The sequence below is a fragment of the Haladaptatus cibarius D43 genome (genome assembly GCF_000710615.1).
Classification (GTDB): domain Archaea; phylum Halobacteriota; class Halobacteria; order Halobacteriales; family Haladaptataceae; genus Haladaptatus; species Haladaptatus cibarius.
This window is the reverse complement of sequence record NZ_JDTH01000002.1, coordinates 1,018,964-1,033,898: the sequence shown is the minus strand read 5'-3', so window position 1 is coordinate 1,033,898 and position 14,935 is coordinate 1,018,964. Positions and strand designations below refer to the sequence as shown.

Below are 14,935 nucleotides of genomic sequence, written 5' to 3'. Positions count from 1 at the left end.
GACTTTTGAACCGACAGGTCAAATGGGTTTGGGTGAGAGTGCCGGTCGCCGATTACGGTCGGGGTCGACGCTTACCGACGAGTCGCGGGATTCCGAGGCCGACGAAGTACGCGACGGTTCCGAACACTGCCCCTGAGAGCAGACAGAGCGCAAACGATTGCAGTCCGAAAATCGAACCGCCGGACGAACGAATCCCATCCCGAACTGTGAGAAAGAGGCCGACCCACGGTGCGGACGCCAGAACCAGACAGTCCAGCAGTGAGCCGCCACGGCTCGCGTAAACGGTGGCACCCCCGAACACGAACAGTGAAAGTACTATCGTGAGAGTTCCCACCTGCACCCCCGAGACGGCGAAAAGGCCATCCGCGGGCAACGCCCCAGCGAACGAACTCGCGGCACCGCGGGTCAACAGCGCCACTCCCGAGGCGAACACCAAAACGCTGAGGGTGTCGTCCCGGCGTGTCGAAGAAAGTGCCGTAGAGTCTGGAGTGTGCGACGCCATGCTATTTGCATCTATCTTCGCGGTTCAGCTAAAAGGAATTTGTGGCCAGCAAACCGAAAAACAGCGATTCATTCCGATTTTCGTCCGCCGTAGACCGCGAAGTTGTAGTACTGCCAGATGGAGGTGACCGAGTCGAATCCCGCCTCGCGGAGCCAGACGAGCTGGTCAGTTAGCGTGTCGGGGTCGTCGTAGTCGTCGCTGGCCTGCCAGCGGTTCATGAACTCCTCTTCTTCCCACCCTTTCGAGCGAACCCAGTTTTTGATCATCGCGTCGGAAAGCGTTTCGAGGTGGTCTGCGTCGAACCGAACGACGTCGCCGTTGAAGAACCAACCGCCCGGAACGAGCGCCTCGTGAATGTTGCTGAACAGGGCTTGTTTTTCGTCTGACGTGAGGTGGTGAACCGCGAGCGAGGAGATGACGAGGTCGAACTTCGATTCGCCACTGGGGTGGTCGTCCGGAAACGTCCCCTGTTCGATTTGGACGCGGTCGCCGAACGTTTCCAGTTTGCGCTCCGCCTCGGCGAGCATTCGTTCGCTGTGGTCAACCGCGAGGACGGTGCTTTCGGGAAATCGAGTGAGCAGTTTCGCGGTGAGTTCGCCAGTGCCAGCGCCGAGTTCGAGAACGTGGATGTCCTCGCCACGTCCCTGCACCGGTGCGTTCAAAATCGCGTCGTGAAGTTCGTCGTACCGTGGAACGATGGCTTCGATACCGGGGTCGTAAACGCGAGAATCCTCAAACACCTCTCCGGGTTTCTTCATGCTTCCTGTTATCGTCGGAGTGGTTAATGCTTTTTCAAGCCTCATTCTCGCGCCGAGATTTATTCATCGAGCGCATAGGGGGAGGGCAGGAAGTTTTTGCTCCCGGAACGACGAGTAGTGGGCGTGAAAGAGTACGAGCGCAAAGGGCTACTGGAGCGCGTCGAGCGCGAGGGTGCCACCGTCGGGGCATCCATTCCGGAGGAAATCACGGTGCAGGGACAGGACATCGACCTGCGCGAATTCGTCTTCGAAATCAAGCGCCGGGATACAGTTCCGCGCGGGGAGCACGACCGGGTCGAACAGGCGAAGACGAACCTTCGACGGGAGCGTCTTCAGCGAAAACAACGACTCGAAGAGGGCGACATTTCCCACGAAGAGGGCGAGCGACTGGTCGAAAGCATCATCGGAATCGACCGTGCACTGAACGCGCTGGAAAGCCTCGGGGGAACGAACCTCGAAGCCGAAGAGAAAGCGAAGGAGGCGGCCGACCAGAAACGGTGGATGTCGTTCCTCCAGAAAGCATTGGGGAAAAAAGACGCCAGTAAACGGTCACGATTATGAGTCGAAACGCAGAAATTGCCGATTTGTTCGAGGAGTACGCAGACTTGCTCGACGCACAGGACGTACAGTACAAACCACAGTCGTATCGCAGGGCCGCAGACAACATCCGCGACTATCCGGAAGCAATCGAAGAATTGGCAGAGGACGGCCCGGACGCCATCGGACAGATACCGCAGGTCGGCGACTCCATCGCCGGAAAGGTCATCGAATATTTCGAGACAGGCGAAATCGAGGAATTGGAGGAAGAGCGCGCAAAACTCCCGGTTCAGATGGCCGAACTGACGCGCGTGGAGGGTGTCGGGCCGAAAACGGTCGGAACCCTCTACGAGGAACTCGGGGTGCAAACGCTGGACGATTTGGAGGCGGCCGCTCGCGCCAAAGAAATCCGGGAAATCAAGGGCTTCGGGCCGAAAACGGAGGAGAACATCGTAGACGGCATCGAGTTCGCCCGCACGATTCGAGGGCGGGAACTGCTCGGAAACGCGCGACCCGTCGGTGAGCAGGTGCGAACGTTCGTCTCCGATATTCCGTCGGTCGGCCGCTGTGAACTCGGCGGTTCCATCCGTCGTTGGTGTGAAACTATCGGCGACGTGGACGTGCTGGCCGAAAGCGAGGACAAACAGGCCGTCGTGGACGCCTTCGCCGATTGGGAGCGTGCGACGGAGGTCATCGAGGCGGGAACCGACAAAGCCGCGATTCGCGTCTCGGACACGCGAATCGACCTTCGCGTCGTGGTTCCCGAGGAGTTCGGCAGTGCGCTTCAGTACTTTACGGGAAGCAAGAACCACAACATCACCCTGCGGAACCACGCCATCGAGCGCGAATTGAAGGTGAACGAGTACGGCGTGTTCGACATTTCGGCTGTAGACGACCCGGATGCAGGCCAGCGAGTCGGCGAGAAAGTCGCGGGAGAGACGGAAGCAAGCATGTACGACGCGCTCGGCCTCCCACTAATCGCGCCCGAAATGCGCGAGGACAACGGCGAAATCGACGCCGCACTCGCCGGGGAACTCCCCGACCTCATCGAGGAAGACGACGTCAGCGGCGACCTGCACTTGCACACCGAATGGTCGGACGGAAACAACACCATCGCGGAGATGGTCGAAAGTGCCGCCGAGTTCGGCCACGACTACATCTCCATCTCCGACCACGCGACGGGGCCGGGAATGGTCGGCGGCGTCGGATTGGACGACGACGAACTCCGCGAACAGATAGACGAAATCCGGGCAGTTGCAGACGACGCCGAAATCGAGGTGTTCGCGGGCGTCGAAGCCAACATCGAAGGAGACGGCGGAATCAGCGTCGCGGACGACGTGCTGGCCGAATTGGACATCGTCGTCGCCTCTCCGCACAGCGGTCTGGACGGAGACGCCACGGAGCGCCTGATTCGCGCCATCGAACATCCCAGCGTGGATATACTCGGCCATCCGAGTGGCCGACTCATCAACCAGCGACCCGGCCTCGATTTCGACGTGCGCGAGGTGGCAAGGGCCGCAGTTGAAAACAATGTTGCGCTCGAAATCAACAGCAATCCCAGCAGACTCGATTTGTGGGGCGGCGCGGTACAGGTCGCAGTCGAAGAGGGCGCGACAATCGCAATCGACACCGACGCACACAGTCCCACCGAATACGGAAACGTTCGGTACGGCGTTCACACCGCCCGACGAGGATGGGCCGAAGCAGGAGACGTGCTGAACACGTGGGATGCGGAGGCAGTCCGCGACTTCATCCACTGATGGGTTCACCCTCGTCGGCCTCGTCTTCGACTCGCCCGACGCTCTTTCTCGACGTGATGCTCGGAAAGCTTGCGACCTATCTGCGGATGTGTGGCTACGATACGGCCTACGCGCTCGATAGGGGTGTCGAGGACGACGACGAGATTCTGGAACTGGCGCAGAAAGAGGGAAAAACGCTCATCACCCGAGACGAACGGCTTTCGGAGCGCACCGAAAACGGGATTTTGCTCACCTCGTTGGACGTGACCGAACAATTGCGAGAACTGGACACGCGAGGATTCGACCTGTCGCTTTCCGAGCCTTCGCGGTGTTCTTCGTGTAATGGGGAATTGGTTCGGAACGACGGCGAGTCTCCTGAACACGCACCCGATGGAACACAAATTTGGCGGTGTGCGGACTGTGGAAAGCGATTCTGGAAAGGAAGCCACTGGGAGTCGGTGGAACGGACGCTTGCCGACCTGTAAAATTCGAAGACAGATTAGCGATTCGACTGCCACTGCTTGCAGGCATCCATGTCGGTCATTCGCTGGTCGTGGAGACCGCAGTACGGCGTCATTCCGCTGTCCGTGCGAACGTAATCGAAGTGGGTGCAGTTGCCGCAGTAGGCGTCGGTTGGATTCGCTGGGGATGTAGAGTTCGTGGTCGTTGTGCCTGCCGTGGTTGCGGTTACGCCGTCCGCAGTTTGGGTTCGTCCCGAATCTATCGGCGACGAAATATCGTCGGTCGTCGCGCCGCCGTCGCTGACGGCGGCTACGTCTTCCGGTGGGTCGCCGAAGATGCCGACGCTTCCGAATCCGGCGTTTCGCTCCACTTCGACGATTTTCGTTTCGCCCTTGCGCGTCACTTCCATCGTCACGGTGCCGCCGGGGTCGTTGCGCGTTTTGAAGTTCACGACGGCGACGAACAGACAGCAGAACGTCGTGATGAGGCCGATGAAGTACACCGCGACAACTGGAAGCGTGAGGTGTTGTCCGTGTCCCCGCCAGTGCAGTGGGTAGGCGTACCAGAACATCGCAACGCCGAGAACGGAAATGCTCGACCCGATTGCGACCGCCGCGCGAACCCGATTGCTCGTCGCCGGAAGGACGGTGAAGATACCGACGAACACCGCAGGAATGCCCAATCCGGCCGTGATTCCCGCGATTTTGTACGAACCGTACTGGCCCACTCCGACACCCGCGAACGTGGTTGTCGTTGCGGCGAGAATACCGACGATGACGAGCAGTGACCCGGCGAGGAAGCAACCGACGCCGAGGTAGAGGCGTCGCGGGCGCTTTTTGACCCCGTCGCGCCCTTGATAGGTTTCCCCGAGGCTTGTCATGTGTCCGTTATTGAACCCCTGATACAAAACTACTGCGTCAGACGGATGTCAGATTTTGCATTTGTTTGAGCAAAATAGGCGGAAAAGCAGGATGCGTAGAGGCGTCGAGTAAAAGACATTTTTGTGACTCATTTGAACAGGCTACAATGGCGATTTTCGGCAGGCCGACCAACCTCCGATTTTCGACAATCGACACAACCGCCGGAATATCGAATTTTCACAACCGCAGAAATCGCCAAACTACACAACTGCAGAGGGCTAGCAGTTCTTCCGCGACCGAGGAGCGCAGTGACGAGCGAGCGGGCCAAGCGACGACCAGTACGAGGCGCGGAGCGTCTCGAAAAGCGAGCGGCGAAACCGCAAGCCGAGGGAGGAGCGCCCTGCTTTTGGTCCTGATTTTGCCAGAGAGCGCGACTCCGCCGCGCGAACGCGGCAAAAGGTGGGTCCGAAAAGCATAATCCCCGTGCTGTCAAACGCCTCGGTATGGCTGACGACAACGAGGACGAGAGTCCCGCCGTCGAACTCGGAGAGCGCGACCCCGTCGAGGGTATTCCGGTCGCACGGATCTCCTCCCGATTGCACTGGCCCGTTAAAAAAAGCGAAGTCGTCCGAAAGGAAGGCGACGAGACGATTCGAACGCCCGACGGCCCGCGGACGCTCACCGATGTGCTGGAGGACGTTGACGAGACGTACTTCCAGACCGAACACGAGTTCACGGCGAACATTCGAGACACTATCGGCACCGGCCCGATTCCGACTGCGGACGATTCGTGAGCATCGTTCGGTCGGCAGAAGAGCGAACGCTCGGGCTGACGTGGGTGCAGCTATCGCTCCTCGTCGGCGCACTGCTCACCCTCGCGTGGTCGTGGTGGGAAGTTCCGAGCGATAGCTTAAACGCCCGACTCGTCCGCGATGTGACGCTGTTCATCGCCATTCCCGGCGTCCTCGCGGTGACGCACGGGCGACATCTCGGCTATCGAATCGACCGTAGAGCGATTCGCAACAGCCTTCTGCTGGCCGCATTCGTGATTCCGTTTTACGTCGTCGGGTCGTCGCTTCCGTCGATTCGAACCTACTACCCGATGTGGGAGGCGACGCCCGCGTTCGGGATCTTCGTCCCGCACGCAATCAAGCAGTTCATCGTCGTTCTGGCCGCTGAAACGTACTACCGTGGCCTGCTCTGTGTCGGCGTCAGAAAAATCGGCTTCAAGAGCGTGTTCATCAGTCCGGTCGTCTACGCATTCCACCACCTCGGCAAGCCACCGATAGAACTCATCCTTTCCGGGCCGACCGACGTGCTGTTCGGCGCGGCAGATTACGACTGTAATTCGCTCCTTCCCTCGGTCGTGGCGCACGGACTCGGACTCGTTCTGCTCGACTGGTTGGTACTCCACGACCCGCTGATTCGACCGGAGACGGTGGTCAACTGGCTGTCGTGGCTTCCGATTCCCCTGTGAAGGAAAATTCTGTACCCACCGTCCCTCACCCGGAAGTTTAAATCGGATGCCGGAACCAGTGAGTGACGAGGAATGGTACAGTTGGCAGAGCGGGTCGAAGACGAAGTCCCTCCGATGGCCGCGCTCGCCGTCGCAATCGTCGCCGTGAGCACGAGCGCGATTCTCATCGAACTCAGCAGTGCGCCCAGTATCATCAAGGCATTCTACCGGGTGCTGTTCACGACGCTCCTGCTCGCGCCGCTCGCAGTCACGCGCTATCGTGACGACCTCAAAGCGTTCTCCCCCCGAGACTTGCTAATCGCAGTCGTCACCGGCGGCGCGCTCGCGGCCCACTTCGTGACGTGGTTCGAGAGTCTGGAGTGGACGACAGTCGCCGCATCAGTGACGCTCGTCCAGTCACAACCGCTGTTCGTCGCCTTCGGCGCGTGGGCACTACTGGACGAGCGCGTTACCCGCCGGACGGTCATCGGCATCGGCATCGCGCTGGTCGGAATGGTTGGAATGTCGTTCGCCGAGGTGATTTCCGGTGCCGCAGTCGCCGGGGAAAACCCACTGTACGGCAACGCGCTGGCAGTCGTCGGCGCAATCGCCGCGGCGGGATACGTCCTCGCGGGACGGTCGCTCCGTCAGCGTGTGTCACTCATTCCATACGTGACCGTCGTCTACACCGTCTGTACGGTCGTTCTGTTCAGTGTCGCGCTGACGAGCGATGCGACGATTGCGCTCACTGCTTATCCGCCAGTGGAATGGCTTCTGTTCCTCGGGATGGCAATCGGGCCGGGAATCTTCGGCCACACGGTCATCAACTGGGTGCTGAAATACGTCGAATCGAGCGTCGTCAGCGTCTCGCTCCTCGGCGAACCCCTTGGCAGTACCCTCCTCGCACTGTTCATCCTCGGACAAGTTCCGGGAGGCGCGACTATTCTCGGCGGAATCGTCGTCCTCGGCGGAATCTATGTCACATCGACTGCTGAGAGCGAGACTGCGGAGGCGAGCGAACAGAAAATGCGACGGGAAACCGCGGAATCCGCCGAAAATCAGGATTGAATAATCGCAAAATTCGGATCAGTAGTCCGGACGCTTTTCGTACTCTATCGGGTCGCGTACGCCGATGTTCTGGAACGCCTGCAACCGGAACGCACAGGCGTCACAGGTACCACAGGCGGGTTCCTCCTCGCGGTAGCAACTCCACGTAAATTCGTAGCGGACGCCGAGTTCGGTTCCTCGTTCAGCAATATCGGTTTTGCTCCACTCGACGAACGGCGCGATGAGGCCGATGGTCGTGTCGTCTTTCGTCCCGACGTTCACTACCTGCTGAAACGCCTCGAAAAACGCAGGACGACAGTCGGGGTAGCCCGAAAAGTCCTCGCTGTGCGCGCCGATGAAGACGGCATCGCAGTCGTTCGCTTCGGCGCAGGACACCGCCATCGAAAGTAGGTTCGCGTTACGGAATGGAACGTAGGTGTCCGGAACCTCCTCGCTGTCCAAATCCGCGTCTTCGACGGCCATCTCGTCGTCGGTCAGGCTCGACCCGCCAATCGTTGCGAGATGACTCGTTTCGACGTGAAGGAACGAAACGTCGAGTTCGTCCGCTTGCTGTTTCGCACACTCGAACTCCTTGCCCTCGGTTCGCTGGCCGTAAGAGGTGTGCATGAAATACGGTTCGTATCCTCGTTCTTGGGCTTCGTAGGCCGCAGTCGCGCTGTCCATCCCGCCGGAGGCCAGAATCACGGCGCGTTTTGGGGTCGATTCGTCGGTGCTGTCGTCGTCTGTCGTCGTGTTGTGTGCCATTGTCAAATCCTTACGTTCCCGGTGCGTCGTTCCACAAATCGACGTGCAGTCGCGGAGTGTATCGGTAGCCGTACTCCATCGCCAGTTCCGCGACCCGCTCGCGGTTTTCGTCCAGTCGTTCGCGGGTCGCCCCTTCCGGCATCAACAGGACGTCGGTATCGCGGATTGGAGCATCGGCGGCGGCACGGATTTTCGAAACCAGCGTTTCGATTTCTTCCAAATCCGATTCGTTCGTGACGACGAACTTCAGTTGCGTTTCGTAGCTATCCACGAATTTCCCGAGCGCGTCGATGTCGATTCGCCGTTCTTCGTGGCGTTTTGCCCATTCACCGTCGCCCTTTGGGTCGCGTTCCGCGGTCGGCGTCGAAGACGCGAGTTTCGGGCTGATGCTCGCCAAGTCGATAGCCGTCTTCCGAAAGAGGGTTCCGTTCGTCTCAACCGTCGTGTGATAGCCCGCGTCGGAAAGTCGGTCGAGCAGGATGCTCGTCTCTTCGTGAACCAGCGGTTCGCCGCCCGTGACGACGACGTGATTCGCGTCGTAGGATTCGACCTCGTCCACGATTTCGGAAATCGTCATCTGGGCGTGCGTCGGTTCCCACGACGTGTGGTAAGAGTCACAGAACCAACAGCGCAGGTTACAGCCACTCGTTCGGACGAATACGGTCGGGACTCCCGCCAGTTTTCCCTCCCCTTGAAGCGAGTAGAACAATTCGTTGATGGGGAGCGATTGTGCGTCTGCCTTCGTATCGATTCCCGAAATGGTGTTCACCGGCATGGTTACACCGGGCCGCCACAGAGTTCCGCGGTTTCTCCCACCGTGACCCCAACGTCGGAGATGGTGTCCGGCAGTTCCTCCCGAAGTCGGCGTTCGAGTTCCAAACTCATGACTTCTGCCGTCGGTGGCGAATCGAACACTACGACAGCATCCGAATCACCGCTTTTCTCGAACGCGTCGATAAGCGGGTCGCCCGCCTCCAACAGGAATCGATGATCCCACTCGGAGATTATCGAGGTAATCTCTCCCTTGTCCACGACCCATCCTTCCTCGGTGAGTTCGCCGGTGATGGTCACTTCAATTTCGTAGTTGTGACCGTGCGGTCGGCTACATTTTCCGTCGTGGTGGAGCAGTCGATGGCCGGTGCTGATTCGAATCGGACGGTCGCGTCCGATGTGGAGGGTTCGTTCTGGAGAAGATTCCGATACAGACTCGGGCATATCCGAAGATTATCTGGAGAATACTTAAGCTGTGTCACTCGGAGTTAGCGGGAGACTACAGTGTCGAGGTTGCCGACGACCCACCCGCCACCGTGGAAGTAGACCACTCCGGGGAGCATCTGGTCTGGATTCGGGTCGTAGATTCGCACACGAATGTCGCGTGCGTACGCCGAAATCTTTCGTTGGTTAACCGACGCAACCGGTTCGGGTTCAACATCTGGAGTGAACAGGTCACCGAGGAGCGTTCGAGTTTGTTCGGGCGACAGCTGCGTGAGATCCGGTGCACCTGCGTCCTGCAGCGCATCTAACAGTGCTCGTGCATCCGAATCAAGTTCGTCAGCGCGGAGGGTACCGGTATCGATCTCTGGTTGGGTGTGGTCAATCTGCATCATATTTCTCTCATCGCCGACTTCGAGTCGTGGATGCGGCCGCATTGCTCGTGGTTCGGCAACGGCCGACGACTGGGTCAGGTCACGACTCTTCTCCATTCTGAATAGTTATTCACCAATGGTTCACGCAGTATCGTCTGACTTTCTGTACTAAATATGGCAAGATATCCAATATTGTTGGCTAGATAGTCATTTATTCACCATATGAACGCATTCTTTCCCTTACTCGGAGTACGGTATCTCGTTTAGAACTATCTCGGAGAGGATTCGAAGTTCACCAGGCGGAAACGCTCGGGTATTGATTCGTGTCTACGGGACGTTCAGGGATGAACGCGAGGACGACGTTAAGGACTAACACAGCCCCAGAGTCACGAGCCGGTGCTATAAAACCACACGGTAAACGGTAACAAACAACCAACTAGAGTCGAAGTTATCCGAGACAATCAGTCGCATCACCGGTCGGTAGCGCCGACGTGAAGCGAGGAGAACACGGCCGCCTCAATCTTTCGGAGGTGCTCACCGACGGTCGTCTCGGAGAGGCCGGTCGTCGCCGCGATTTCGTTGTGAGTCGTTTCGCGGGGTTCTTGGTAGTAGCCGAGGCAGACAGCTACCTGAAGTACTTCGCGCTGGCGCTCGGTTAGCCGAGAGACGATATCACGCGGGCCGGGCGTGTACGGGCCGGTTCGCTCGACTTCAATCCGGACGCCCTTCGGCTGTTCGGAGAGGGCGTCGGTGAAGGCCGCCTGCGTCCCGATGTATGTCACTCGGAGACCACCGTCGTCGGTGTGTTCTACCGGCATATCTATCAAATACGACGATTCACGCCGGTCTTCCATGAGCATCCGGGTCAGGTCGTCCGCCGCATAGCGCGTGTAGGAGAAGAACCCGGCATCGTCGCCGGTAATCGAGAACTCGAAGACCTCGGGGGACTCCGAGAGAACTCGACGAACCCCTTCGATGTCGCCGCGGCTCTCGGCGAACATTGCGACGGTGTCGTCGGCGAGGAGTTCCATGCGGTGAATCGCCCGGTACTCCAGCTCCAACTCGTTGACCCGTCGGTCGAGTCGGTTGACTCCCTCCTCGTCAGGATAGGCTACGACGGTAACATAACGCATATGCTACGATTGGGTGCCATCTTCTAATCGTTGATCATAAACGTCCGTGGATTACCGGCAACGCGCTCATCATCCCCGGACGAGGAAGGGTAACCATCATGTCTGACCGACCGCCGACGAGTGTCCTTCTACCGACGACGAGGTGGACCGACGCATGTGCGGAACTAGCCGCTCAGCTCGGAGACAGCGACGAACTGTTGATAATCCACGATGACGAGGATGACCCCGTCATCGAGCAGGAAGACCACCCCGAAGGTGTCCGATTCGTCGTTGCCGGAGAGCCGGAAGGCTGTTCGGGGAAAGCCAATGCCATTGCCGCCGGAATGAAGGCCGCGCGCCACGACCGTCTCGTCTGGACCGATGATGACTACCACCACCCTCCGGACTGGCTGGCGACCTTCAACGCGGACTACGAGAACCACGGGCCGGTGTCGGAGGTGCCGTACTTCGTCGGGCAAGACCCCTTATCGGTGTTACTCGAACCGCTATACGCCTCCGCTGGTTCGTTGCCCCTCTATCTCGGCAACCAGATTTGGGGCGGCGCGGTCGTGTTCGAGCGCGGTGACATCGACGAGGCCGCGTTTCTTGGCGAACTTCGACGGACTGTCAGCGACGACGGACTCCTCATGGAATACCTCCAAGTGACGACGGTCGGTCGGACGCGCATCGTCCCCATCGGGGGAACCGTCCGCGAGTCGGTCGAGCGCCCGGTTCGGTGGACACAGATTCTCCGATGGCATTTCCCCGGTTCCGTCGCCGGGACGTGGCTGGTGTCGCTACTCGTTCTCGTAGGGGCAATCCTGGCCCCGCTCCCAGCGCTGGTCATCCTAACGGTGCTACATTTCGCCGTCAACGAGGTTCTTGGCGTCCGTCGATGGACGGCCGTGCTGGCTTACCCGGCGCTATTCGTGTTCGTACCTCTCGTTCTGTACGGACTTGCCAGTCGAACGTTCGTCTGGGGCGACCGTCGGTACCGTTGGCGCGGGAAGTTCGACGTGACGGTGGTCGAGTAGGTGTTCCGCCGAGAAACGGTTCACTCGCCGGGTGCTAACCGTTTATATATAAGCGAAATTATATTTTTGGAGGAACGCTACACAGAATATGAGCTCAAATGAAAAAGCCCTGTTTACGATAGGAGCCCTCATCTGCTTCGGTGGAGTCGTTTATGGCCTCTGGCTATACTACACAGCCCCAGATGTGACTCTCAACGATGTTGTCGCTCTTCTTTTCCTTGTGTTGCCCGGAGCAGTGTGTGTTAAAAGGGCTCTTAATCCCTAAACAGGCTAATAAACGATTTGTAGCAACACTGGGAGCAATGGAGTACTGCTCTCGATTCGAGCGAAATTTGCCGTAGTTAGGTTACAACCACGACAGCACCTCGTACACAATCGACCTACTGCCACCGCTCAAAACTGAGTGACGTTGGAAAGAAGAATGCTCCGTCAGGGATTCGAACTCGTCAAGACGTTCCGGGCATGCGGCCTTTGGCCGTTCCGGGCGTGCGACTCGTCTGCTCGAATCCCTGAGCGTCCGCTTTTCCTCATTTCATTCGGAAAATGCTCCGTCAGGGATTCGAACCCTGGTCCTTGCCGTGAGAGGCCAACCCGACTCACCACATTCAACCGACTAATCTACCCGAACTTCCTCCCGATTCCCCCAGTATGAACTGGTGACAAACGGAATTTCGATGTAGATACTTATAAAGCACCTGTTCATTGCCCTCTAGGCAATCTTGACTCAGCGGGTTCCATTGGAGTGGTTGAGGAACAAACTAACTGCCCTCTGGATTTGAGCAGTTCTCCGTTAGAGCTGGGAGTGGTGAAGTTGCGTGAAACAGCGTAAATCTGTTTCACTCAGAGCTGGCAATCGAGACTACCACAATTGGTCTAGTCACCCAGTTCACCGATTTTCAAACGAGTCTATGCCAACGAATGGCACGCCCGTGGCTTCTCGGAGAAATTTTCGATGCGGCCACATCAACACCGAAGACCTTACTGTCAGGACGGTGAAAGCGGAGGCACAACAGTTCGGTGACCTCGGTCTCAATCTCTTCAAGGATTCTGTCGCGATCGCCGTGGCAATGTTTGTGCAGAATATAGAAGACGAGTTCATGCCATGACCGGCCGAATCGGACGCTAATTGACGAACTCCTGCCGAGAAGGCACAGAACTAAGCAGTACCCCGTTTTAAACCAGCTTCTTTACGAACAATCGAACCGTATTAGCATTCATGAACCGTAATACGGTTCAGACAGAGCGGGTAACTGACGGAGCATACATCCGACTTCCCATTCCGGTTGGTGATCCAGACGCTTTCCGGCACAGAGCAACCGCCGACATTCTCCATCTCCTTGTTGATAATCCGGAGCGAAGCCTCACAAACCGAGCACTCCATCGAGTGACGGGTCGATGAATGAGTGGTGTGAATGCTGCTGTCAACATCCTTGACGCGCTCGGTATAATTGATGTTGACCGATCCGGGCGAGCAAACGCCGTTCGGATTAATCCCGTGATGCTCGTCAAACCGAGTGATCCGGTGACAGCCATTCCGCAACCGGAGTACCATGCCCCAGTCAGAGCGACTCTCTCTCTCGACTTGAAGAGCAAATCGCTGAGAACATTGGCGTTACACTCTTCGGCAGCGTCGCTTGAGGCACTGCTGATCGGAGAAGCGACATCGACCTGTTCGTCGTGGTCGAAGACAGTAGAATGCAGGCACAGCGTGAAGCGCACAGTATCGAGCAAGAAGTCGGCAGCGAGCAGTTTAGCGGTGAGCGGTACGAGCCACACATCATCGTTTCAACCAGGGAATCGGCATCGAGCCACAATCAGATCAGCGACGTTCTCGCTGAGAATCTCCCTGCAGGAACTTTGATGTCATCTGCTGGCAACTCCTGCTCAGCCACGTCGATGGCAACACCATGGTAGAATCGTCCGAATTACGTGATTGACCTATAGGCAATCTTGACTCGGCGTATTCCTCATAATTAGACTCCATCATACAATCCCACATACATTAAAAATTTTTAAATAGATTTTAATTGTGATTTGTAACACTAATTGGTAATATATGATTGGTTTATTATAAATTTGACTTAGTATTTGATACTATAATAAAATAGTAAAGTATAAAATTACTATCATATATAATATAATGTATGAGTGGAAACGAAAAATTCGACCGGCGTTCAATTATTAAAAACATCGGCTTCGGAGCCGTTCTTACTACACTTGGTGCAACAAGCGTATCAAGTGCTGCGTACGGTGATGAGACGATATCATTGGCTGAATTTAAAAGCGAGCCACTTAGTCAAAATACTGGTGAGATTCTTTTTGGCTCTAACGGAAATGCATTTTGTACGACATCAATTCTTGGTGATGGGTTTCAAATGTACAGAGTATCAGGTGTATACTCGGAAAGTGATTCACCAGATCAGGTGGTAACGTGGACGGCTGCTGATCATGGTGTACACAATTTGTCCTGGAAAGATTCAGACACTATTCAGTTTTCGATGGATGGTGCTACTTATGAAGGATATGTAGGGCCAATGCCAGAATCAAGTGACCCCATAGTCCAAAATGATGTTTCAAAAGAAAGCAGTGATTTTACAAAGATTAGTGATGAGCCATTATTAGTTGATTATAAAGGCAACGGAGTTGCTTGCGGTATGGGATGGTGTGTGCGTATTGATTCCGATGACTATGGCTCTCTGTTGTGTGAAACAAACATTTGTCGTGGACCGACAACAGTACCCCCGATGAATCACGGGCATTTTGCTGTTTATAAAAGTGGGAACTATAATGGTTCAGGATTTAACCTTTGGGCTGGTCACCATCAAAACTGTGTGTGGGCTGGTGAAGAAAACAAGTCAAGAATATGTTGTGACGTTTGTGGACCTGAAAATGGACTCCCTAGTATATCTGCACTTGTCGATCTCTATGAAGACGTAATTGACAGAGCAGCAGCAGCAGGTGTTGCCATTCCCTCATTTGTTGTCATCGCCCTTGCTTATTACCTTGCAGCATCGACTCTCGCTCCACCGACAGGAGTTCCCTTGGTCTAATTTTCCAACCCACGTTCTTATTTGCTC

General features: G+C 56.8%; 17 protein-coding genes. 9 read left to right on the top strand and 8 right to left on the bottom strand.

The window, feature by feature from the left end; genetic code table 11:
* Positions 1-52: 52 nt before the first annotated feature.
* Entirely contained in the window at positions 53-502 is a 450-nt protein-coding gene (locus HL45_RS10800) for a hypothetical protein (protein ID WP_049971110.1), read from the bottom strand.
* A 68-nt stretch (positions 503-570) separates the two neighbouring features.
* Positions 571-1,260: a class I SAM-dependent methyltransferase gene (locus tag HL45_RS10795; RefSeq protein ID WP_049971109.1), complete on the bottom strand. Its 690-nt coding sequence runs from the start codon at positions 1,258-1,260 to the stop codon at positions 571-573.
* Between the two features lie 123 nt (positions 1,261-1,383).
* Here HL45_RS10795 and HL45_RS10790 point away from each other — a divergent pair, with 123 nt between their 5' ends.
* The 3 genes from HL45_RS10790 to HL45_RS10780 are packed head-to-tail and all read left to right on the top strand — an operon-like array spanning position 1,384 to position 4,021.
* Positions 1,384-1,821: a DUF5788 family protein gene (locus HL45_RS10790; RefSeq protein ID WP_049971108.1), complete on the top strand. Its 438-nt coding sequence runs from the start codon at positions 1,384-1,386 to the stop codon at positions 1,819-1,821.
* Positions 1,818-3,557 (top strand): helix-hairpin-helix domain-containing protein, encoded by a 1,740-nt coding sequence (locus HL45_RS10785; protein WP_049971107.1) that lies wholly within the window; start codon positions 1,818-1,820, stop codon positions 3,555-3,557. The genes HL45_RS10790 and HL45_RS10785 overlap by 4 nt, the downstream gene beginning before the upstream one ends.
* The gene (locus HL45_RS10780; RefSeq protein WP_049971106.1) at positions 3,557-4,021 is read left to right on the top strand and encodes a Mut7-C RNAse domain-containing protein; all 465 of its coding nucleotides are present in this window, start codon (positions 3,557-3,559) and stop codon (positions 4,019-4,021) included. Before HL45_RS10785 ends, HL45_RS10780 begins: the two co-directional genes overlap by 1 nt.
* A gap of 14 nt (positions 4,022-4,035) precedes the next feature.
* Here HL45_RS10780 and HL45_RS10775 read toward each other — a convergent pair whose 3' ends face one another.
* Positions 4,036-4,878 (bottom strand): DUF7139 domain-containing protein, encoded by an 843-nt coding sequence (locus HL45_RS10775; RefSeq protein ID WP_049971105.1) that lies wholly within the window; start codon positions 4,876-4,878, stop codon positions 4,036-4,038.
* A gap of 483 nt (positions 4,879-5,361) precedes the next feature.
* Between HL45_RS10775 and HL45_RS10770 the strand changes: the two genes are divergently transcribed.
* The 3 genes from HL45_RS10770 (at position 5,362) to HL45_RS10760 (ending at position 7,382) form a co-directional block, all read left to right on the top strand.
* Positions 5,362-5,652, top strand: coding sequence for a DUF5789 family protein (locus tag HL45_RS10770; RefSeq protein WP_049971104.1), 291 nt, complete (start codon positions 5,362-5,364; stop codon positions 5,650-5,652).
* Positions 5,649-6,335 carry a CPBP family glutamic-type intramembrane protease gene (locus HL45_RS10765; protein ID WP_049971103.1) on the top strand — a complete coding sequence of 229 codons (687 nt, stop codon included), beginning with the start codon at positions 5,649-5,651 and terminating at the stop codon, positions 6,333-6,335. Before HL45_RS10770 ends, HL45_RS10765 begins: the two co-directional genes overlap by 4 nt.
* A 72-nt stretch (positions 6,336-6,407) precedes the next feature.
* Positions 6,408-7,382: a DMT family transporter gene (locus HL45_RS10760; protein ID WP_049971102.1), complete on the top strand. Its 975-nt coding sequence runs from the start codon at positions 6,408-6,410 to the stop codon at positions 7,380-7,382.
* 18 nt (positions 7,383-7,400) lie between these two features.
* Here HL45_RS10760 and queC read toward each other — a convergent pair whose 3' ends face one another.
* From queC to HL45_RS10735, 5 genes are all read right to left on the bottom strand, one after another.
* The gene (queC, locus tag HL45_RS10755) at positions 7,401-8,126 is read right to left on the bottom strand and encodes a 7-cyano-7-deazaguanine synthase QueC (protein WP_049971101.1); all 726 of its coding nucleotides are present in this window, start codon (positions 8,124-8,126) and stop codon (positions 7,401-7,403) included.
* 10 nt (positions 8,127-8,136) lie between these two features.
* The gene (locus HL45_RS10750) at positions 8,137-8,901 is read right to left on the bottom strand and encodes a 7-carboxy-7-deazaguanine synthase QueE (protein WP_049971100.1); all 765 of its coding nucleotides are present in this window, start codon (positions 8,899-8,901) and stop codon (positions 8,137-8,139) included.
* Between the two features lie 2 nt (positions 8,902-8,903).
* Entirely contained in the window at positions 8,904-9,341 is a 438-nt protein-coding gene (locus HL45_RS10745; RefSeq protein WP_049971099.1) for a 6-pyruvoyl trahydropterin synthase family protein, read from the bottom strand.
* Between the two features lie 44 nt (positions 9,342-9,385).
* Positions 9,386-9,829 (bottom strand): hypothetical protein, encoded by a 444-nt coding sequence (locus HL45_RS10740; protein WP_049971098.1) that lies wholly within the window; start codon positions 9,827-9,829, stop codon positions 9,386-9,388.
* A 353-nt stretch (positions 9,830-10,182) separates the two neighbouring features.
* Entirely contained in the window at positions 10,183-10,845 is a 663-nt protein-coding gene (locus HL45_RS10735; protein WP_049971097.1) for a helix-turn-helix domain-containing protein, read from the bottom strand.
* A 98-nt stretch (positions 10,846-10,943) separates the two neighbouring features.
* On the opposite strand from HL45_RS10735, the gene HL45_RS10730 reads away from it, so the two are divergent.
* The 3 genes from HL45_RS10730 to HL45_RS21405 all read left to right on the top strand — a co-directional run bounded on the left by HL45_RS10730 (position 10,944) and on the right by HL45_RS21405 (position 14,908).
* A complete protein-coding gene (locus tag HL45_RS10730) occupies positions 10,944-11,858 on the top strand; it encodes a glycosyltransferase (RefSeq protein ID WP_049971096.1) in 915 nt (304 codons plus the stop codon).
* An 88-nt stretch (positions 11,859-11,946) separates the two neighbouring features.
* On the top strand, positions 11,947-12,123 hold the full coding sequence (locus tag HL45_RS20835; protein WP_158413689.1) for a hypothetical protein: 177 nt from the start codon (positions 11,947-11,949) through the stop codon (positions 12,121-12,123).
* Positions 12,124-14,002: 1,879 nt separating this feature from the next.
* Positions 14,003-14,908 (top strand): hypothetical protein, encoded by a 906-nt coding sequence (locus HL45_RS21405; protein ID WP_211250849.1) that lies wholly within the window; start codon positions 14,003-14,005, stop codon positions 14,906-14,908.
* Positions 14,909-14,935 lie beyond the last annotated feature (27 nt).